18 protein-coding genes are annotated in these 20,701 nt (G+C 64.0%); 7 read left to right on the forward strand and 11 right to left on the reverse strand.

What is annotated here, in order from left to right:
* Positions 1-207 precede the first annotated feature (207 nt).
* The 4 genes from lpdA to ACVOLR_RS18160 form a co-directional block, all read right to left on the reverse strand.
* Positions 208-2,358 carry a dihydrolipoyl dehydrogenase gene (gene lpdA / locus ACVOLR_RS18145; RefSeq protein WP_481537673.1) on the reverse strand — a complete coding sequence of 717 codons (2,151 nt, stop codon included), beginning with the start codon at positions 2,356-2,358 and terminating at the stop codon, positions 208-210.
* Positions 2,359-2,375: 17 nt separating this feature from the next.
* The gene (locus ACVOLR_RS18150) at positions 2,376-3,023 is read right to left on the reverse strand and encodes a hypothetical protein (protein WP_481537674.1); all 648 of its coding nucleotides are present in this window, start codon (positions 3,021-3,023) and stop codon (positions 2,376-2,378) included.
* 5 nt (positions 3,024-3,028) lie between these two features.
* Entirely contained in the window at positions 3,029-4,405 is a 1,377-nt protein-coding gene (locus ACVOLR_RS18155) for a dihydrolipoyllysine-residue acetyltransferase (protein WP_481537675.1), read from the reverse strand.
* 180 nt (positions 4,406-4,585) lie between these two features.
* On the reverse strand, positions 4,586-5,149 hold the full coding sequence (locus ACVOLR_RS18160) for a DNA-deoxyinosine glycosylase (RefSeq protein ID WP_481537676.1): 564 nt from the start codon (positions 5,147-5,149) through the stop codon (positions 4,586-4,588).
* A gap of 215 nt (positions 5,150-5,364) precedes the next feature.
* Between ACVOLR_RS18160 and ACVOLR_RS18165 the strand changes: the two genes are divergently transcribed.
* Entirely contained in the window at positions 5,365-6,003 is a 639-nt protein-coding gene (locus ACVOLR_RS18165; protein ID WP_481537677.1) for an OmpW/AlkL family protein, read from the forward strand.
* A 173-nt stretch (positions 6,004-6,176) separates the two neighbouring features.
* On the opposite strand, the gene ACVOLR_RS18170 is transcribed toward ACVOLR_RS18165, so the two are convergent.
* The 6 genes from ACVOLR_RS18170 to ACVOLR_RS18195 all read right to left on the reverse strand — a co-directional run bounded on the left by ACVOLR_RS18170 (position 6,177) and on the right by ACVOLR_RS18195 (position 11,592).
* On the reverse strand, positions 6,177-6,938 hold the full coding sequence (locus tag ACVOLR_RS18170) for a YiiX/YebB-like N1pC/P60 family cysteine hydrolase (RefSeq protein WP_481537678.1): 762 nt from the start codon (positions 6,936-6,938) through the stop codon (positions 6,177-6,179).
* 67 nt (positions 6,939-7,005) lie between these two features.
* Positions 7,006-7,569, reverse strand: a complete 564-nt coding sequence (locus ACVOLR_RS18175) for a CcdC protein domain-containing protein (protein ID WP_481537679.1) — start codon at positions 7,567-7,569, stop codon at positions 7,006-7,008.
* 267 nt (positions 7,570-7,836) lie between these two features.
* Positions 7,837-8,631, reverse strand: a complete 795-nt coding sequence (locus ACVOLR_RS18180; RefSeq protein WP_481537680.1) for a MetQ/NlpA family ABC transporter substrate-binding protein — start codon at positions 8,629-8,631, stop codon at positions 7,837-7,839.
* Positions 8,632-8,713: 82 nt separating this feature from the next.
* On the reverse strand, positions 8,714-9,406 hold the full coding sequence (locus ACVOLR_RS18185; RefSeq protein ID WP_346500398.1) for a methionine ABC transporter permease: 693 nt from the start codon (positions 9,404-9,406) through the stop codon (positions 8,714-8,716).
* Positions 9,403-10,410, reverse strand: a complete 1,008-nt coding sequence (locus ACVOLR_RS18190) for a methionine ABC transporter ATP-binding protein (protein ID WP_481537681.1) — start codon at positions 10,408-10,410, stop codon at positions 9,403-9,405. Before ACVOLR_RS18190 ends, ACVOLR_RS18185 begins: the two co-directional genes overlap by 4 nt.
* Before the next feature lie 285 nt (positions 10,411-10,695).
* Positions 10,696-11,592 (reverse strand): DMT family transporter, encoded by an 897-nt coding sequence (locus ACVOLR_RS18195; RefSeq protein WP_481537682.1) that lies wholly within the window; start codon positions 11,590-11,592, stop codon positions 10,696-10,698.
* Between the two features lie 92 nt (positions 11,593-11,684).
* On the opposite strand from ACVOLR_RS18195, the gene ACVOLR_RS18200 reads away from it, so the two are divergent.
* From ACVOLR_RS18200 to ACVOLR_RS18220, 5 genes are all read left to right on the forward strand, one after another.
* Positions 11,685-12,803, forward strand: coding sequence for a serine hydrolase domain-containing protein (locus ACVOLR_RS18200; RefSeq protein ID WP_481537683.1), 1,119 nt, complete (start codon positions 11,685-11,687; stop codon positions 12,801-12,803).
* A gap of 90 nt (positions 12,804-12,893) precedes the next feature.
* Complete coding sequence (locus tag ACVOLR_RS18205) at positions 12,894-13,775, forward strand: DUF2145 domain-containing protein (protein ID WP_481537684.1); 882 nt, start codon at positions 12,894-12,896, stop codon at positions 13,773-13,775.
* A complete protein-coding gene (locus ACVOLR_RS18210; RefSeq protein WP_481537685.1) occupies positions 13,772-14,305 on the forward strand; it encodes a hypothetical protein in 534 nt (177 codons plus the stop codon). The genes ACVOLR_RS18205 and ACVOLR_RS18210 overlap by 4 nt, the downstream gene beginning before the upstream one ends.
* A 31-nt stretch (positions 14,306-14,336) precedes the next feature.
* Entirely contained in the window at positions 14,337-14,849 is a 513-nt protein-coding gene (locus tag ACVOLR_RS18215; protein WP_481537686.1) for a hypothetical protein, read from the forward strand.
* A gap of 523 nt (positions 14,850-15,372) precedes the next feature.
* Positions 15,373-15,936 (forward strand): queuosine precursor transporter, encoded by a 564-nt coding sequence (locus tag ACVOLR_RS18220; RefSeq protein ID WP_481537687.1) that lies wholly within the window; start codon positions 15,373-15,375, stop codon positions 15,934-15,936.
* Between the two features lie 39 nt (positions 15,937-15,975).
* Here the strand turns inward: ACVOLR_RS18220 and glnE are convergent, their stop codons facing one another.
* On the reverse strand, positions 15,976-18,801 hold the full coding sequence (glnE, locus tag ACVOLR_RS18225; protein ID WP_481537688.1) for a bifunctional [glutamate--ammonia ligase]-adenylyl-L-tyrosine phosphorylase/[glutamate--ammonia-ligase] adenylyltransferase: 2,826 nt from the start codon (positions 18,799-18,801) through the stop codon (positions 15,976-15,978).
* 280 nt (positions 18,802-19,081) lie between these two features.
* Between glnE and ACVOLR_RS18230 the strand changes: the two genes are divergently transcribed.
* Complete coding sequence (locus tag ACVOLR_RS18230) at positions 19,082-20,596, forward strand: acetyl-CoA hydrolase/transferase family protein (protein WP_481537689.1); 1,515 nt, start codon at positions 19,082-19,084, stop codon at positions 20,594-20,596.
* The last annotated feature ends 105 nt before the right edge of the window (positions 20,597-20,701 follow it).

Genomic DNA, 20,701 nt, shown 5'->3' on the forward strand with positions numbered 1-20,701 from the left:
TCTCTGTCGAAATTGATCTTCCCCCCCCTGCTGCGTTTTGTGTTATGGTGTGTGTTCTTGGGCCTGGCGGGGGGGGGCACTACAAATGAAGCACCACCGGTAACGCCCCAGCCGAGCATGGCTCGGCTCTACAAATGAAGCATCGCTGCGCTCTACACATCGCGTACAAATGAAAAGGGCCGCTTAGCGGCCCTTTTCAATCTTCGATTACTTCTTCTTCGGGATATACAGATCGGTGATGGTGCCGTCGTAGATCTCCGAGGCCATCGCTACCGACTCACTCAGGGTCGGATGCGCGTGGATGGTGTGGCCGATATCTTCGGCCTCCGCACCCATTTCAATGGCCAGGCCAATCTCGGCCAGCAATTCACCGGCATGCACGCCGACGATGGCGCCACCGATCACGCGGTGGGTTTCTTCGTCGAAGATCAGCTTGGTGAAGCCTTCGGTGCGACCAATACCAATCGCGCGACCGCTGGCCGCCCACGGGAACTTGGCCACGCCTACCTTCAAGCCCTTGGCCTTGGCCTCGGTCTCGGTGACGCCAACCCAGGCGATTTCCGGATTGGTGTAAGCCACCGACGGAATCACCCGCGCCACCCACTCCTTCTTCTCGCCGAAGGCGACTTCAGCAGCCAGCTTGCCTTCGTGCGTGGCCTTGTGCGCCAGCATCGGGTTACCGACGATGTCGCCGATGGCGAAGATGTGCGGCACGTTGGTGCGCATCTGCCGATCAACCGGAATGAAACCGCGATCGGTGACTTCGACGCCAGCCTTGTCGGCGTCGATCTTCTTGCCATTGGCCGAACGGCCGACGGCAACCAGCACGCGATCATACGTGCCGCTTTCCATGGCCGGCTTCTCGCCTTCGGTGGCAGCTTCGAAGGTCACGGTGATGCCCTTGGCATCGGCGCTGACGCCCGAAGCCTTGGTCTTCAGATGGACGTCGATGCCCTGCTTCTTCAGGCGATCGGCCAGCGGCTTGACCAGGTCCTTGTCGGCGCCCGGCATCAGCTGGTCCATGAACTCGACCACGGTCACCTTGGAACCCAGGGCGCTGTACACGGTGGCCATTTCCAGGCCGATGATACCGCCGCCAACAACCAGCAGCGAACCCGGCACTTCGGCCAGTTCCAATGCATCGGTGGAGTCCATCACGCGCTTGTCGTCCCACGGGAAGTTCGGCAGCTTCACCGCCTGCGAACCGGCAGCGATGATGCACTGCTCGAAGCGCAGCAGCTGGGCCTTGCCGTCGTCGCCGACGATCTCCAGCTCATTGGCCGAGACGAACTTGGCCAGACCGTGCACGGTGCGGATCTTGCGCTGCTTGGCCATGCCGGCCAGACCCTTGGTCAACTGACCGACGACCTTTTCCTTGTAGCCGCGCAGCTTGTCCAGGCTGATCTTCGGCGCACCGTATTCGATGCCCAGTTCATCAGCATGCGCGGCGTGGTCGATGATTTCAGCGGCATGCAGCAGTGCCTTGGACGGAATGCAGCCAACATTGAGGCAGACGCCGCCGAGGCTGGCGTAACGCTCGATCAGCACGGTATCCATGCCCAGATCGGCAGCACGGAAGGCAGCGGTATAACCGCCTGGGCCTGCGCCCAGTACCACGATGCGGCACTCGATGTCGGCAGTGCGACCGCTGGAGGGCAGCGCCTTGGCGGCGACAGCGGGGTCCGGCGCGCGGTGCGACGGGGTCACCGGCGGCTTGCTGCCCGGGGCGGCCTTGGCAGCAGCCGGGGCAGCGCCAGCAGCGCCTTCCAGCACCACCACCACGTCACCGACCGACAGCTTGTCGTCGAGCTTGACCTTGATTTCCTTGACCACGCCATCGGCCGAGGACGGCACTTCCAGCGTGGCCTTGTCCGATTCCAGCGTGACCAGGCCCTGGTCTTTCTTCACCGTGTCGCCGACAGCGACCAGGATCTCGATCACCGGTACGTTCTGGTAGTCGCCGATATCCGGCACCTTGACCTCGATCGGGCCAGATGCGGCCGGTGCAGCAGCAGCAACCGGCGCGCTGACCGCCGCCGGAGCGGGCGCAGCAGCAGGCTGTGCAACCGGCGCAGGTGCTGCAGCAGGTGCCGGAGCCGCGGCCGGGGCAGCGCCCTCGCCTTCGGCTTCCAGGATCAGCACCACGTCGCCCTCGGACAACTTGTCGTCGAGTTTGACCTTGATTTCCTTGACCACACCCGCGGCCGAGGCTGGCACTTCCAGCGTGGCCTTGTCCGACTCCAGCGTGACCAGACCCTGGTCCTTCTTCACCGTGTCGCCCACGGCCACCAGAATCTCGATCACCGGCACGTCGTTGTAGTCGCCAATGTCCGGAACCTTGATTTCAATCGTCGCCATTGTTTTCTCCTGTGGGCTCAGCCGGCTTCGCCGACGAACCGGTCATGCATCTTGTCGAGCGCGCGTTCGATGTTGGCGTAGCGCTTCTCGTATTTTTTGTCTTTGCTATGGGCCAGTTCGGTCAGCAGCGCCGCCTGTTCCTGCAACGCTTCAAGCTGGCCGCAAGCTGGCCGCTGACCGCTGTAACGTTCACCGTTGACGGTGAAGGACAGCACCTCGCCATCGGTGACCGGCGCCCGCGCTGCCACTTCGGACGAGGCCAGGGCCTTGCCCCAGACCTCGAGCAGACGCTGCGCCAGTGCGTCCGGCAACGGCGCCTGGGCGAACTCGGGCTGCTGGTCCAGCTGCAGGTTGACGCCACCGCGACCGGCCGTGGTGTTCCAGCTGTAGATGCGCTTGTCGGCCATGCCAGCCAGCACCATCCACTGCCCATTGGCGGTATCACGGCGCAGCAGCACCTGCGATTCCACCCCACGGGCCGGCAACACCAACAGCGACAGGCCATCTTCGGCCTGACCGCCCAGCAGACTGGTTGCCGCCTGACCGTAATTGCCTACCGCCGGCGGCCAACCTTCACCCACCACCGGCAGACACTGGCTGGCGGCCAGTGCTGGAGCCGCGATCGCGGCCAGCACCAGCGCCAACAGCGCGCGTCGTGGCGGCATTGGCATCACAGCAGCACGCGCCGCATGTCAGCCAGCACCTGCGACAGGTAGGTGGTGAAACGGGCCGCCAGGGCACCGTCGATGACGCGGTGGTCGTAGCTCAGCGACAGCGGCAGCATCAGCTTCGGAGCGAACTCCTTGCCGTTCCAGACCGGCTGGATGGACGACTTGGAGACACCGAGGATGGCCACTTCCGGCGCATTCACAATCGGAGTGAAGGCGGTGCCGCCGATGCCGCCCAGCGAGCTGATCGAGAAGCAGCCGCCACTCATGTCGGCCGGGCCCAGCTTGCCGTCACGTGCCTTCTTGGCCAGTTCGCCGCTTTCCTGGGCGATCTGCACCACGCCCTTCTTGTCGACGTCACGGATCACCGGCACGACCAGGCCACTCGGCGTATCAGCGGCAAAGCCGATGTTGAAGTACTTCTTCAGGGTCAGGTTCTCGCCGCTGGCATCCAGCGAGGCGTTGAACTCGGGGAACTTCTTCAGTGCAGCGGCGCTGGCCTTGATCAGGAAAGCGAGCATGGTCAGCTTGATGCCGGCCTTCTCGTTTTCCTTGTTCAGGGCCACGCGCAGGCCTTCCAGATCGGTGATGTCAGCCTGCTCGAACTGGGTGACGTGCGGGATCATCGCCCAGTTACGAGCCAGGTTGGCGCCGGAGATCTTCTTGATGCGCGACAGCTGCACCACTTCGGTTTCGCCGAACTTGCTGAAGTCGACCTTCGGCCACGGCAGCAGGTTCAGGCCGCCACCGGCAGCAGCCGGAGCACCGGCGCTGGCAGCAACGCCGCCGGACAGCGCGCCCTTGACGAACTTCTGCACGTCGCCCTTGGTGATGCGGCCGCCCTTCTCGGTGCCCTTGACCTGCTGCAGGTCCACGCCCAGTTCACGGGCGAACACGCGCACGGCGGGGCTGGCATAGGGCACATTGGCCGGCAGCACGCCTTCGGCGTTGAACTGCACCGGCGGGGTGGCCGGCTTGCTGGTGGTGACCGAGTCTTCCTGGGCGATTTCGCGCTGGGCCAGCTTGTCGGCGACCGGGGCAACTGCCACCGGCTCGACCTTGGTGCCGGTCTCGGCAGCGGCTTCGACCTTGGCCGGAGCAGCCGGAGCGGCAGCGGCGGCGGGCTTGGCGGCCTCTTCGCTGACTTCGATCAGGGCCACAACCTTGCCCTCGGACAGGCCGTCGCCAACCTTGACCTTCAATTCCTTGACCACACCGGCGTAGGCCGACGGAACTTCCATCGTCGCCTTGTCCGATTCCAGCGTGACCAGACCCTGGTCCTTCTTGACCGTATCGCCAACCGCGACCAGCACTTCGATCACCGGAATGTCGCTGTAGTCACCGATATCGGGGACAAGTGCTTCCTTGATTTCGGCCATGAACTACTCCAGCAACAAATGAGGGAATCCCCTATTGTGGCGTTAGCGGGCCGCAGCGCCAACCGCTACAAGAGAATTCGCCTACGTATGTCCCCGGACAAGGGCACGCCACACGTGCCGTGACGGCCGGATTTTCGGCTCAACGCCCTGCTTTGTGACGTATTGACTGTCTTGCCTGTCCTAACCGGTCAAACCATTGGTTGCAGGCGATACCACCACTTTGGGCGCATTCAACCACGGTTGCAGCGCCTGCCACTGCGCAGTCAGGCGCTGCAGCGACCACGCCGCATTGGCCGGACTGGTCGATGGCAGGGCCACTACCGGCAGCGCAGCCGCCAAAGGCGGCAAAGCCGGTGCAACCCATCGCTGGAACGCACTGTGTGCTGCAGCGCCATTACAGGCGACGACTCGCAGCTGCGGCAAACCGGCCAATAGTTCCGGTATGCGATTAGGCACTTCGCTGCCACGCACGATGGAAGTATCCAGACTGCCGGCGCGCTGGCACTGCCCGATCACATCCCACAAGCCGACACCTGCCTGCTGCAGGCACTCCATGCGTTGTGCATACGCAAGCTGCGCATCGAAACCGCACAACGCCGCCATCAACGGCCAGAAGCGATTGCGTGGATGCGCGTAATAGCGCGCTTCATGCAGCGATATCGCGCCAGGCATCGAGCCCAGTACCAATACACGACACGATGCAGTTACCTGCGCGGGCAAGCCCTGCAATACATCACCACTCATCACCTGCTCCACAACATCGTGAACGGAATTTTTCTGCAGATCATTGTGCCCATGGGATCTGCCTGTTTTTCGCTGAACGCAATGGCACTGAAAAAACCCTGCGTTTAGAGCGATTCATCTTGCCATCGTTAGGGTGACCTCGCCCCGCAACGAGGGCCTTGATAACAACGTAGTCCCGATCGCAGTAGTTCTGTTCGCAACATGAGGAGTTAGTCATGCGTTCCATCAAAATTCTCAGCCTTGCCACCCTCGGCGCACTTGCGCTGTCTTCCACCGCCTTCGCGCAGGATGGCAATGGCGATACCGCATCAGGCAAGCATTTTGCCGTGGTTGGCGGCATCAGCCTGCTGCAGCCGAAGAACGATCCGATCGACGGCATTGGCAAGGTTGATGGCGGCCCGGCCCCGACGATCAGCGCCAGCTACTACTTCAACGACAACTTCGCCGTTGAATTGTGGGGCGCCGCCGACAAGTTCGATCACCGCGTGCGCACCGACGGTGGCGCCAAGGTCGGCAGCGTCGAGCAGCAGCCGCTTGCACTGAGCGCGCAGTACCACTTCGGCCAGGCGGACAACGTGTTCCGTCCGTTCGTCGGCCTGGGTTACTACGAGTCGAACTTCAGCAACGAGAAGATCGACGGCGTGAGCAGCACTGGCAACCACGTTGGTGTGGATACCGCCAAGGGCGCGATCGGCACCGTCGGCGTTGACATGAACATCAACTCGACCTGGTTTGCCCGCGCCGATGCGCGCTACATGCACGCACGTCCTGACCTGCGCGTCGCCGGCCAGAACGCTGGCGAGCTGAAGCTGGATCCGTGGACCGTGGGCTTCGGCCTGGGTGCACGCTTCTAAGCGACAACGTTCCTGGCAACACCGTTGTAGATTCAATGCAGTGCTTGTAAATGAAACACGGGCCGTTCGCGGCCCGTGTTTTTTTGTGGGTAACAAGAGCAACGCCAAAGCAGAAGCAAGAGCTACCCCTCCCCAGCCCTCCCCTGCCCCTACAGGGCAAGGGAGGGGGTTGATCATGGGCTGCCGTCGTCACTCCATTGCAGCGCCAGGTAATCGAAGTTGTGCTGCAGACGCGGCTTGACCACGTCGAAGAACGGCGACACATCGAAGTCGCGCGGCGTGTACAAACTGTAATTGCGGATATGCAGGATCTCCTGCGACTGCTCGGCGCCGCCCACCTGCGCCAGCACCGTCTCGATCTCCGGTAGGATCGGGTAGCGGATCGACTCGAAGGCCTGCGCCAACAAGGTCGAACAGATCGCCTTGGTTGGCTCGCCACTGCCCAATGCAATCAAGCGACGGCGCATATGCCCCGGTACCGGCGGCTGCCGGATCAGGAATCGCGCAAGATCAAAGACATTCTTCAGGTCGTAGCTATAGCCCAGGCGCGCGCGCATGAAGCCAACCAGCTGATCAACCACTACTGGTGACAGGCCCTGTGGACGACAGATGCGGGTGTGCTGATTGGCGAACTCGGTCAGCGGAATACGCCGCACGCCCTGCTCCACATCCACATCGATCAGCATCGGCTGCGGCTTGCCACCTTCCAGCAAGGACTCCTCGCCGATATACAGCGCCGCATGCGACCAGGTGGATTGGCTCAGGTATTTGATGGCGGTGGAGAAGCGGCTATTGCCTTCCACCAACAGCACATCGCCACGCCGCAGCGTGCGCAGCAACATGGCCGGATCGCTGGTCGATGGACGCATCTGGTTGGCGCGAGGCTGCGCCAGAAAGTGCGCCAAGCGGCGCCCGAAGAACTGCAGCACACCCATCAAGCATCTCCGTATCTGCTTGCATCAGACTAGCCGGGACAGCATCCGCCCGCCATCGGATACAGGCTCAGCGCGGGCTGCGATCAAACTGACGATAGCGCTGATGATGGCGAACCCGGCGCCGCAGCAGCCAGGCGTACATGCCCGCATAACCGAGCAGCAAGGCCGCCATCGCCAGCAGGCCGGCATGGCTGAGCCAACCCGAATCCGGCCAGGGCACGCTGTTCACCGATGCCTGCCAGCCCTGCACCATGCCGGCAACCACGCGCACCACGATCATCGCGGTCAACGCCAGCACCAGCCAGGTATTGGGCTTGTAATGCAGCGCCTCCGGGCCGGGCTCGAAGCGGGTCAGGTAGTGGCCGAGTACACCGACCAACAGACCAGCCAGCCAACCCAACGCCGCGTAGGACCAAGCGCCGGGCCACCAGAAGCCGGCGATGCCGACGAACACCGTGAACAGGCCGGTGGATACCAGCGTTGCCCAGAAATTGAAACTGATCAGCCAAGGCCGCGCCTGCCGCCGCGCGCCACCACTGCGCACGCGCTGCCAAAGTGACAGCGGCATCAACAGCAGCATGATCGCGACGAATACCAGTATCGCCAGCGGCAGAGCGAGAAGCACAGGCATGGGGCTGATCCGTGGATGCAGGCCCAAAGATTACGCCATGCCGAATACCGGTAGTGCCGAGCCATGCTCGGCAGAGGCGTTACCGGAATACCAAAAGTGTGGGAGCGGCGTAAGCCGCGAAGCAGATATCGCCACAGGAGCAAGCGACATTGCGATCCGAAGGTGCGCTTGCTTCGCGGCTTACGCCGCTCCTACATTGGGCTGCCGGTAGAGCCCCTGCCGAGCATGGCTCGGCACTACAGGGCGATCCCGGCACAGCGGTGAAGCTTAGAACGCCGGCAGTACCGCGCCCTTGTACTTCTGCTCGATGAAAGCCTTCACTTCCGGGCTGGTCAGGGCCTTGGCCAGCTTCTGCACGCGGGCGTCGTCCTTGTTGTCCGGGCGTGCAACGAGGAAGTTCACGTACGGCGACTCGCTGCTTTCAATCGCCAGTGCGTCCTTGGTCGGATTCAGGCCGGCGTCCAGTGCGTAGTTGGTGTTGATCAGGGCCAGGTCGACCTGGTCCAGCACGCGCGGCAGCATCGCCGAGTCCAGCTCGCGGAATTTGAGCTGCTTCGGGTTCTCGGTGATGTCACGCTGGGTCGACAATGCGTTGCTCGGGTCCTTGAGCTTGATGACGCCAGCGGTGTCCAGCAGGATCAGCGCGCGGCTGTTGTTGCTGGGGTCGTTCGGGATCACCACGTCGGCGCCATTGGGCAGCTCGGCCAGCGACTTGAAGCGGCGCGAATAGGCGCCGAACGGTTCGATATGCACGCCGATGACGGTGACCAGATCGGTCTTGCGGTCCAGGTTGTAGGCCTTGAGATAAGGCTCGGTCTGGAAATAATTGGCGTCCACCTGTTTCTGCACCAACTGATCGTTGGGCTGCACGTAGTCGTTGAACACGCGCACGTCGAGCTTGACGCCCTCCTTCTCCAGCAGCGGCTTGACCACTTCCAGGATCTCGGCGTGCGGCACGGCGGTAGCGGCAACCACCAGCTTGGACTCATCGGCGGCAGGCTTGCCGCAGGCCGACAGGGCCAGCACGGCAGCAATCAGGGGGAAGGTGAGCAGCTTGTTCATCGGTAACAGATCCCGTGGGGAAGGATGGTGTGGACATACGCTAACAGGCCGGCACGCAACGTGCCGGCCTGCGGTCATTCCATTACTTGCGACTGTAATGCGTTACCAGACGGTCGCCGAGCATCTGCAGCAGCTGCACCAGCACCAGCAGCAGCACCACGGTGACCAGGGCCACATCGGTATGCGAACGCTGGTAGCCATCGCGGAAGGCCAGATCGCCGAGGCCGCCGGAACCAATCGCACCGCCCATCGCGGTGAAGCCGATCAAGGCAATGGTAGTGACAGTGGCACCGGCAATCAGGCCCGGTCGCGCTTCCGGCAGCAGCACCTTGAAGACCAGCTGCTTGGTGGTCGCGCCCATCGCCTGGCTGGCTTCGATCACGCCACGGTCGACTTCGCGCAAAGCGGTTTCCACCAAGCGCGCGTAGAACGGCGCAGCGCCCACCACCAGCGGCAGGATCGCGCCACGCACGCCCAGTGAGGTGCCCATCAGGCCCAAGGTCACCGGAATCAGCACGATCATCAAGATGATGAAAGGCACCGAACGCAGCAGGTTCACCAGCAGCGCGGTGATGCCGTAAACCACCGGCTTGCGGTGCAGCTGCGGCGAGCCGGTCAGAAACAGCAGTACGCCCAGCGGCAAGCCGATTGCCAGCGTCAGCGGCAGTGAACCGGCCAGCATCAACAAGGTATCGATGGTGGCCTGCCCGATATCGGCCCACTTGCCCGCGTCCAGATGGCGGAAGAAGCCTTCCGCAGCAGTTGCAATGATCATCGGCGCAGCTCCTCGACGTGCACACCGGCAGCAACGAAAGCCGCCTGCGCGGCATTCTGGTCGCCGCCTACCAAGGCCACGGTCAGCTGGCCGTAGGGCGTGTCCTTGATGCGATCGATGCGGCCGGTAAGGATGTTGTAGTCCACCCCGGTATCGCGGGCGATGCGCCCCAACAACGGTTCGTAAGTGCCTTCGCCGAGGAAGGTCAGGCGCACGATGCGTCCACCGACGGCAGCGAAATCACGCAGCTGCTCGCCTTCGTCCACATGCTCGGACTCGGACACGAAACGGCGGGTGGTCTGGTGCCGCGGGTGCAGGAACACCTCGGTAACCGGACCCATTTCCACCATGTGGCCGGCATCGAGCACTGCAACGCGGTCGCAGACGCGGCGGATCACATCCATTTCGTGGGTGATCAGCACGATGGTCAGGCCCAGCTCGCGGTTGATCTTGCCCAGCAGTGCCAGCACCGAGGCGGTGGTCTGCGGGTCCAGCGCGCTGGTGGCTTCGTCGCACAGCAGGATCTGCGGGCGCGTGGCCAGCGCGCGGGCAATGCCGACACGCTGCTTCTGCCCGCCGGACAGCTGCGAGGGGTATTTGGCCGCATGGTCTTCCAGCCCAACCATGCGCAGCAGCTCAGCCACGCGCGCGTCGATCTCGGCCTTGGGCGTGCCGGCCAGTTCCAGCGGGAAGGCCACGTTGGCGGCCACGGTACGCGCGGAAAGCAGGTTGAAGTGCTGGAAGATCATGCCGATGCGCCGGCGCAGCGTGCGCAGGCCGTCGGCGTCCAGCGCGGTGGCGTCCTGACCGTCGATCAACACCCGGCCACCGCTGGGCTCTTCCAAGCGGTTTATCAGGCGGATCAGGGTCGATTTGCCGGCACCGGAGTGGCCGATGATGCCGAACACTTCGCCGGCCTGGATCTTCAGGTCGAGCGGATGCAGCGCGGTGATCGCGCGGCCGTCGACGGCATAAGCTTTCTGCAGGTGCTGGAACTCGATCACTGCCAGGGCAACCGGAGGGCATAAGAAGGGGGCGTGCAGCCTAGCAGCGCCGGGCCGTCGGCGCGCGTGCCGCAAACCGGAATGTTATTCCTTTTGGTTCTAAGTGAAACCAGTCGGGGCTGTGCTGGGGGTAGTTCTGTTTGTGGGAGCGGCGTCAGCCGCGAAGCAGATGGACCACCAGATCTCGGCAATACCTGTTCATATGGCATCACCAGCTTCGCGGCTGACACCGCTCCTACAGTTCTTCCCCCTCCCTTTGGCGAACCCAAGGGGAGGAGTCGGCTTTCAGGGATGATCAATCTGATCCGGCCGCTGCGCCCGCTGAACGCGTTCACGGTGCAACAGGTAGAGGCCGCTGGCGACGATGATGCTGGCGCCGATCCAGGTCCAGCGGTCAGGCAGCTTCTGCCATAGCAGCACGTCCCAGCCGATCACCCAGACCAGGCCGGTGTACTCCAGCGGCGCGATCATCGAGGCCTGCCCCAGCTGGAACGCGCGGGTCAGCGCGATCTGGCCCAAGGCCCCGGCCAGGCCCATGCCGGCAATCAGTGCCGCATGCTTCCACTGCAGCGGCTGCCATTGCGGCCAGGCCAGCAGGCCGGCGCCAATCGCCATGATCAACAGGAACCACACCACCATCGATTGCGGCGTATCCGTACGGGTCAGCAGGCTGACCGTGACTGCAGCGATTGCATAGGCCGTCGCCGCCAGCAGCACCATCAGGCCCGGGAACGAGATGAAACCGTCAACACCCGGGCGTAATACCACCAGCACGCCGATCAGGCCGATGCCGATGGCGACCCACCGGCGCGGGCCCACGTGTTCGCCCAACAGCGGCACCGACAGTGCCGCCACCAGCAAGGGCGCGACAAAGTAGATCGTGTAGGCGGTGGACAACGACAAGGTGCGCAGCGCATAGACGAAGCAGCCGATCATCACCATGCCGAGCACGCCGCGCAGCAGATGCAGACCCCAACGTACCGGGATCATCGAGCGCGGCCCGGCCGTGGCAAGCACCCAGACAAGGACGAACGGCAGCGAGGCGGCACCACGCAGCATGGTGACCTGCAAGGTGGGATAGCTGCTGGACAGCATCTTCATGCCGGCGTCCATGCAGGAGAAGAAAGCAACGGCGGCCAGCATCCAGACGATGGCACGCACAGGGGATTTGGTAGGCGACATGCATCCATTATCCCCTGCCGAGGCCAGGCTTGCAGACTGCCTGTAGTAATAAGCGATGCTATGTTCTGGCCATCTCCAGCCTAGGCCCGTGCATGCGCAAGCCACTGAATCATCCAGCTGCCACGCCTCGTCTAATGCGCGCCGCTCCGTTACTGCTCGCTGCATTGCCCTGGATTGCCACTGCCGCGCAGGCACCCAACGCTGAAGCGCTGGCACAGCTGGATGGCTTTGCGTTGGGGCTACAGACCGCCGGGCAGTTCTCGGGCACAGTGCTGATCGCCAGCGGCGATGAGGTGGTGTTCGAGAAAGCCTATGGCGCGCGCGATGAGCAGCAGGAAACACCGCTGCAGGTAAATGACCGCTTCAACCTGGCCTCGGCCGGCAAGATGTTCACCAGCGTGGCGATCCTGCAGCAGATCGCCGCCGGTCGCCTCGGCCTGGACAGCAAGGTCGGCGAGGTGCTCAAGGATTTCCCCAACCGCCAGTTCGCCAACGAGGTGAGCGTGCGCCAGCTGCTGACACATAGTGCCGGTGCAGGGGATATCGATGAGCTGTTTGGCGCGGATCACAGTGCTGATCGCGCGCGCCTGCGCAACCTGCAGGAGATGGTCGCGCTGCATGCCGGGCGCGCACCGGAGTTCGCGCCCGGCAGCGCGCAGAAGTACGGCAACTTCGGCTACCTGGTATTGGGACGGATGCTGGAAGTCCTCTCCGGGCAGGATTTCGAAAGCTACATCCGCCAGCACGTGCTGCAGCCAGCAGGCATGCAACATACCGGCTTCGAGGCTTGCGACGACCCCGCCGCTGATCTCGCACATGCCTATGTGGACGTGGATGGCAAGCGCGTACGCAACTGCGCCACCCAACCCAGCCGCGGCCTGCCCGCCGGCGGTGAAGTGGGCAACGCGCGTGACATGTTCCGCTTCGTACAGGCCTTGAATGCCGGCAAGCTGCTGCCAGCGGCGCTGTTTGAACAGGCCACCAAGACCCAGCGCGAGTTCATGGGCCTGGGATTCTTTGCCACCGGCTACGGCAAGGATGTGCCTGCCCGCGACTTCCGCTGGGGCCATGGTGGCAGCACTGACGGTGTCTGCACCGACGTGCGCCATTACCCGGCAACCGGCGAGACGGTGATCGTGCTGTCCAACAAGGATGCACCGGCCTGTTTTGCGGTATCCGGCCTGCTGCACGCGCAATGGAAGCAGCCTTGAACGAAAATCCAGGCAAAGGCAGCCAGCAAGCGCGCGCTTGCGCAGGCTCCTAACGAATATTTCCCAAGCACCATGCAAGGATGCCCGCCGATGAAACCCCGCACGACACTATTGCTGGCAGCCTCACTGAGTCTGGCCACACTTTCCATCCCGACATTCGCCCAGCAGGCCTGCAGCCCGCGTTATCCGCCGCCGACCACGATTGCCGCCATGTTCGACATGGCTGCGGTCACCGCCGATACGCTCGATGCGCTCCCCGACGTGGACGTCGTGCTGGCCGCGCGCGGCGGCCAGGATTTGAGCAAGTACGGCCTGCGCCACAGCCATCTGGCCTTCCTGGTACGCAACGACAATGGCAGCTGGGACGCAGTGCACCTGCTCAACCACTGCAAGAGCGACAGCTCGGACCTGTACCGCGAAGGCCTGGTCAATCTGGTCGGCGAAAGCTCGATCAGCAGAGATCTTCGAGTTGGCATTCCAACACCGCAAGTGCGTAGTGCACTGAAGGCCCTGCTCAGCGGTGCTGCGCCACAGACACGAGCCCTGCACCAGCCGCGCTACAGCATGCTGGCCTATCCCGGCAGCAGCGACTACCAGAATTCCAACCAGTGGATCCTGGAAGTCACCGCCGCGGCAATGGCACAAGCTGCCGGTGACACTGCACTGGACAACCGCGATACCGCCTTGGCCTGGCTCAAGCAGAAGGGCTATACGCCTTCGCGCCTGCATATCGGCATCGGCAAGCGGCTGGGCGCGCGCTTCCTTGCCGACAACGTGGCAGTCACCGATCACCCGGCCAGTGAACGCATCTCCGGCAACTACTCGGTGGTGACGGTGGAGTCGGTATTCGACTTCCTGCACCGCAGTGGCGCACTTGAACGCGAACTGGCCGTTGCCCATCAAACCCCCGTGCCGGCGATGACCGGCAGCAATGTGCAAAACCCCATGCAGCAACAGGAAGCCACCCCATGAAGCATCTGTTCAAAAGCGGCGCTCTCGCCTTTTCCGTCGCCGCCAGCCTGGGTTTGAGCCTGGTCCCGAGTCAGGCACGCGCCGAAGGCTTCAAGATCAATGGTTCGCAGGCTTCGGTACTGATAACCGCCTCCAGCGTGGTGATGGTGGTATCCGGGCCGATCTTCCTGTCCGCCGCTGGCGTGCGCGGTGCGGCGGACATGTCCAAGGAGTCCAGTGAGCGCCGCGCGGAGAAGCGCCGCATCAGCGCCGGTCCATTGCCGGACCTGGAAGTGAAATCGGTGGAGACCGCGGCCGATGGCGGCCGCCGCGTCACCTTGGAAGATCCTGCCAACGCCGAGAACCGCGCCACCCTGCAATGGCCAAAGCGCGAGGATGACCCGGCTGCGGGTTTCAGCGTGGGCGCAAAAATCGCCTTCCAGCCGAGCCCGCAGGGCGCGGGCTGGATGCTGCGTAATCCAGAAGGTGCGGCGCTGGCATTCGTGCCGACCATCGAGGCGGTGGACGAAAGCCGCACCCGCACGCTTTGATTTTTGATTCGCTGTATTTGAGGAACGCCATATGAAATCAACGTTTACCCAGCTGGCCTGCCTGGCAGCCATCAGCGCCATGTTGGTGATTGCACCCGCGCATGCCGGCGATGGCTTGAACCGTTCGGAGGTCAGCACCCTGATGACCTCGGTTGGCGCGTCGATGTTGGTGTCCGCACCATTGCTGCTGGTGGCATCGGCGGCCGACAAGTCCTCCGCGGCTTCGTCGCGTTCCGGTGATCGCCAGGCCCGCCGCATCAGCGCCGGCCCGCTGCCGGACATGAAGGTCGAAGCAATCACCCAGGACGCCGATGGCGGCCGCAGCATTGCGCTGGCCGATCCGCAGGATGCAGCCAACACCGCATCTCTGCATTGGCCGCAGCGCGAGGACAACCCGGCATCCAACTTCGTGCTCGGGCAGACCGTTGCGTTTACGCCGAGCCCGCAGGGTACGGGTTGGATGGTGCGGGCTGAGGACGGTGCGGTGCTTACCTTTGTGCCAGCGATTGAAGCTGCGTCGGTGAGTCATAGCGGGAAGCTTTGAGACTGTAGTGCTTTGAGACTGTAGTGCTTTGAGGCTGTAGTGCTTGAAGGCTGCAGCTCGTAGAAACGTCTGATACATCCCTTCTCCCGCAAGCGGGAGAAGGTGCCCGAAGGGCGGATGAGGGGGCTTTGGCTTTGGCTTTGGCTTTGATCTTTTGAAGTTCAAACGCCCGCAAGGCTAACAACACAAGCAAAAGCCGCCCTCACCCCAGCCCCTCTCCCGCCGTGCGGGAGAGGGGCTCAGTCAGCTTGATCGCGGGCAACATGTACTCCTCCCGCCGTTGTCATCTGGTGCTCAAACGCCAGCAAGGCCAACAGCACAAGCAGAAGCTGCCCTCACCCCAACCCCTCTCCCGTGAACGGGAGAGGGGCTCAGTCAGCTTGATTGCTGGCAATGTGCACTCCTGCCGTCGTTGACATCCGTCTCGGCTACACCAGCTACAATGCCCACCGACCTGCCCTCCCGGGCACGGCCCCTCCCCTTTTATCGATGCAGTGCCCAACGGCGCTGCCTGTGCCCGTTCATGTCCTCACATCCGTCCATCCGCTTTGCTCCGCTGACCCCAACCTCGCTATTGCTGGCCGTGCTGGCTATGGGTGCCGTGGTGCTGGGCTCGAATGTGCTGGTGCAGTACCCGATCAATGATTGGCTCACCTGGGGTGCTTTCAGCTATCCGATCGCGTTCCTGGTCAGCAACCTGATCAATCGCCGCTTTGGCCCGCAGGCGGCGCGCCGCGTGGCCTGGGCCGGCTTTGCGGTGGCGGTGGTGTTGTCGGTATGGATTGCCACGCCGCGTATCGCGGTGGCCTCCTGCTCGGCTTTCATCGTTGCGCAGCTGCTGGACATCACCGTGTTCGACCGCCTGCGTGCGGGCAACTGGTGGCGCGCACCGATGGTGGCCACCACCTGCAGCGCCAGCGTGGATACCGCGATCTTCTGGTCGATCGCCTTTGCTGGCTCGCAGCTGCCATGGATCAGCTGGGCTGCTGGCGATCTGGCAGTAAAGCTGGCCATCGGCGTGTGCCTGTTGGCACCGTTCCGCGCCCTGCTGTGGAAGATGGCGCCGCTGCGCGGCAATACCCGCTGAGCACTGCAGCCCGGTACGAAACCGGGCCACTTGCCAGCATCACTCCGCGTGCTTGCCCGGCTCGAACGGCAGGCCCTGCGCGATTGCAGCGGCACTGATCGCCGCACACGCCGCTTCGATCTCGGGCGTTGGAATGGCAATACGCGGACGCCGATCCAGGGTGCAGCTCAGTCCTGCATCGAGCAGCGTTGCGTGAGCATCATGCAAGGCCAACGCGGTCTCGGCCGGCAACCAGCCCGCCGCCGCCAACGCAGAAATCAGCAACGGCGTTTCTCTCGGCTCACACAGCGCGCGATGGCGCTGTGCCTGCGACAGCACGCCGGTCTGCAGCACGAACTCCAGATCCACCAGACCGCCTGCGCCCTGCTTCAAGTCCAGCCGCCCGGCATCACTGCGATCCAGTTCGGCACGCATGCGTGCACGCATCTTCAACACATCGCCGAACAAGGTGTCGCGCTCACGTGCACGACTCAAAGTATCGGCGCGTACCTGTTCAAAGTCGGACAACAGCGATGCATCGCCGGCAACGCCGCGTGCGCGCACCAGCGCCTGGTGCTCCCAGGTCCAGGCGCGCTCGCGCTGGTATTCGGTGTAGCTGGCCAGAGACGACACCAGCGCGCCCTTGCCGCCATCCGGGCGCAGCCGCACGTCGATGTCGTACAGCCGGCCGGCTGCAGTCACCGCACCGAGCAAGGCCATCACCTTCTGCGCCAGACGCGCAAACCAGCGACCGCTGTCCAAGGGACGCGCGCCGTCGCTGCCTTCGCTGCCAGCCGGGCTGTCGTACAGGAACACCAGATCCAGGTCCGAACCGAACCCCAACTCAACGCCGCCCAAGCTGCCGTAGCCAATGATCGCAAAGCGCCCGCCCGGCACTTCGCCGTGTGCCTGCAGCATGTCCGCATGCGCCATCTGCAGCACGGTCACCACCACCGCGTCGGCCAGCTGCGCCAATTGCTGCGTGCAGTCCACCGCTCGCTGGCGCCCATCGTGGAAGGCCAAGGCCATGCGGAAGCTCAGTGCGAGCCGCACTTCATTGAGTGCGCGCAGCGCTGCTTCCGGATCATCGATCTGCAACGCGCTGGCACAGGCATCCTGCATTTCCTGCGCGTCCGGCATCGGTCCAGCGACGCGGGTATCCAGCAACTCATCCAGCAGCAGCGGGAACGCCACCAGTCGCTCGGACAGCAGCGCACTGCGCGCCAGCACGTTGACCAGGCGGGTCAAGGCGCTGGGCTGTTCATCCAGCAGGGCCAGATAGCTGGTGCGGCGAAGGATGGCCTGCAGCAAGCCGAGCACGCGGCGCAACGCGGCATCGGGCTGTGGCGAGCGGGTGGCCGCATGCAGCAGCGCCGGCAGCACCCGGTCCAGGCGCGCGCGGGCGCTGTCGGACAGGGACTTCACGCCCAGCGACTGGGCGAACTCGCGCAGTGACTGATCAGCACCATTGGCGTCGGCGAAGCCGGCCTCGGCCAGCACCTCGGCGCTGCCGCCGCCGGGCAATACCCGCCAATAGCTGGACAACACATCCGGTGCCGCCTGACCTTGCCGCGGGGCAAGCAATGCACCGAATTCAACGCTGACGCGCTCGCGCTGTACGTTCAACGCTTCGAGCAAGGCTTCCCAATCGGCATAGCCGAGGCCGAGCGCGATGCGGCTGCGATCCAGCGGGTCGTTGGGCAGGCAGTGCGTCTGCGCGTCGCGCAGCATCTGCAGGCGGTTCTCGACGCGGCGCAGGAAGCGATAGGCCTGGATCAGGTCATCGCCATCGCTGGCCGCCATCTGCCCGCCTTCGACCAGCGCGCGCAGCGCAGGCAGCAGGCGCCGCTCACGCAGTGCCGCCTCGCGCCCGCCACGGATGAGCTGCAGCGCCTGAGCCAGGAATTCGATCTCGCGGATGCCGCCGGGGCCGCGTTTGATATCGTCCAGCCGGTCCTTGCGCGCGACTTCGGCGGTGATCGCCGCCTTCATCTCACGCAGGCCATCGAGCGCGGTGAAATCCAGGTAGCGGCGGTAGACGAAGGGCCGCAGCGTCTCCAGCCAGGCCTCGCCGGCGGCGATGTCACCAGCAACCGCGCGCGCCTTGATCCAAGCGTAGCGCTCCCAGTCGCGTCCTTCGCGCTGGAAGTATTGATCCATGCCGGCGAACGACAGGGCAACGCGACCAGCGGTGCCGAATGGGCGCAGGCGCAGATCGACGCGGTGGCTGAAGCCCTCGGCGGTAGTCTCGTCCAGCAGCCGCGCCAGACGCTGGCCGAGCCGCGCGAAATACTCCTCGGCAGCCAGCGGGCGGGTGCCATCGGACTCGCCGTTATGCGGATAGGCGTAGACCAGATCGATATCGGACGAAAAATTCAGTTCGCCGCCGCCGAGCTTGCCCAGCCCGAACACGACCAGCCGCTGCGCGCTGCCATCGGCGTCACGGACCACCCCATGACGGCTGGCGAACTCCTGCTCCAGCGCCTCCAGGCCCAGCTGCAGGCATTCCTCGGCCAGGCGGGTGGCGCCAGCCAGGGTGGCATCGACATCGTCGAGTTCGAGCAGATCGCGCCAGATTAGCCGGGTCGAGGCCGCAGCACGGTAGCGGCGCAGCTGGGTTGGCCAGGCCGTGGGTTGCAGCGGGTCCAGCACAGGCAACGGCAAGGGAGCGGGATCGGCCTGAGCCAGCAACTGCAGCAGCTCCGGCTGCCGGCACAGGGTATCGATGGCGAAATCGCTGGTAACCGCCAGCTGCCGCAAACCAGCCTCGAAGGCCTCTGATGACGGCCATTGCGCCGGATCGGGAGCGGCCAGCTTGAGCCGGGCCAAAGCACGTTCGATTACCGGTTGAACAGATTCAGGTGCTGCGGGGGCGATTTGGTTCATGCCGCGATTCTGGCATCTGCGGCCCAGAAGTCGCCATCTCCGGCGATCAGGCAATAAAAAAGCCCGCTGACAGCGAACTGTCAGCGGGCCTTGCTCCCTCCCCCACGTCGGGATGCAGGGCGATCCTGCCGGGTGCGCAAACAACTTGCACGCTGCACTGCAAAACAATACTGGGCAGTACAAGAGCAGCAAATCCGTAATGACCATTCCACCAAGGTCCAACCCCCCTGTTCACGCCGAAGGGCGATAATCGGGTATCCCCCAACAAACCGTAGTCGTCATGTCTGTCGAACGTATTTTGGATCCGCGCCTGCGCGACCGCATCGTTTCCGCCGAACAAGCCGCGGCCTTCATCCAGCCCGGCGAAACCGTGGCCATGAGTGGCTTCACCGGTTCCGGCTATCCCAAGGCGGTGCCGCTGGCACTGGCGCAGCGCATTGAAGAGGTGCACGCCGCCGGCCAGCCGTTCAAGATCAAGCTGATGACCGGCGCCTCGACCGCACCGGAACTGGATGGCGCGCTGGCCAAGGCCGATGCCATCGCCATGCGCATGCCGTTCCAGACCGACCCGGATGCACGCAAGCGCATCAACGAAGGCACGCTGGACTACATCGACATCCACCTTTCCCACGTTGCCCAGCATGTGTGGTTTGGCTTCTACGGTGAGATCGATACCGCGGTGATCGAAGTGTCGGCCATCCATGCAGACGGCTCTCTTGTGCCCTCCACCTCGGTCGGCAACAACAAGACCTGGCTGGACCTGGCCAAGAAAGTGATCATCGAGGTCAACGAGTGGCAGCCCGCAGATATCGAGGGCATGCACGACATCTACTACGGCACCGCCCTGCCGCCGCACCGCAAGCCGATCCCGCTGATCCACGCCAACGACCGTATCGGCCAGCCCACGCTCAGCGTGGACCCGGACAAGATCGTGGCGGTGGTGCGCACCAATGGCCCGGACCGCAACAGTCCGTTCAAGCCGATCGATGAAGACAGCCGCCAGATTGCCGGCTACCTGATCGAGTTCCTCAAGCACGAAGTGGCCAAGGGCCGACTGCCGGCCAACCTGCTGCCGCTGCAGTCGGGCGTGGGCAATATTCCGAATGCGGTGCTTGCAGGCCTTGCTGAAAGCGGCCTGCGCGGCCTGACCTCGTTCACCGAGGTGATCCAGGACGGCATGCTGGATCTGCTCAAATCCGGTGTGCTCGAGTACGCCTCGTGTACGGGCTTCGCGCTGAGCCCGGAGGCGAACGAGGAGTTCAAGCGCAACATCAAGTTCTACCGCGAGCGCATCATCATGCGCACCCAGGAAATCTCCAACCATCCGGAGCTGGTGCGCCGCCTGGGCTGCATCGGCATGAACGGCATGATCGAGACCGACCTGTACGGCAACGTCAATTCCACCCATGTAATGGGCAGCCGCATCATGAACGGCATCGGTGGTTCCGGCGACTTCACCCGCAACGGCTTCCTGTCCACCTTCCTGAGCCCGTCGGTGGCCAAGGGCGGTTCGATCTCGGCGATCGTGCCGATGGTCAGCCACGTGGACCACACCGAACACGATGTCTCGATCATCGTCACCGAGCAGGGCCTGGCCGATCTGCGCGGCCTGCCGCCGCGTGCACGTGCACGCCAGGTGATCGACAACTGCGCGCACCCGGACTACCGCGACCAGCTCAACGACTACTTCGACCGCGCCTGCCGCGACAGCTACGGCAAGCACACGCCGCATCTGTTGCCGGAAGCATTGTCTTGGCATCAGCGCTATATCGATACCGGCAGCATGAAGGCCTGAGGCCAGCCCCGTAGTGGGGGGGGGGGGGGGGGGGGGGGGGGCGCCGGGGGGGGGCGGGGCCCTGGTGGCTGGGCGCGCGGCGCGCCGGTGGGGGGCGGCGGCCGG

It is taken from the genome of Stenotrophomonas sp. STEN030, assembly GCF_056759995.1.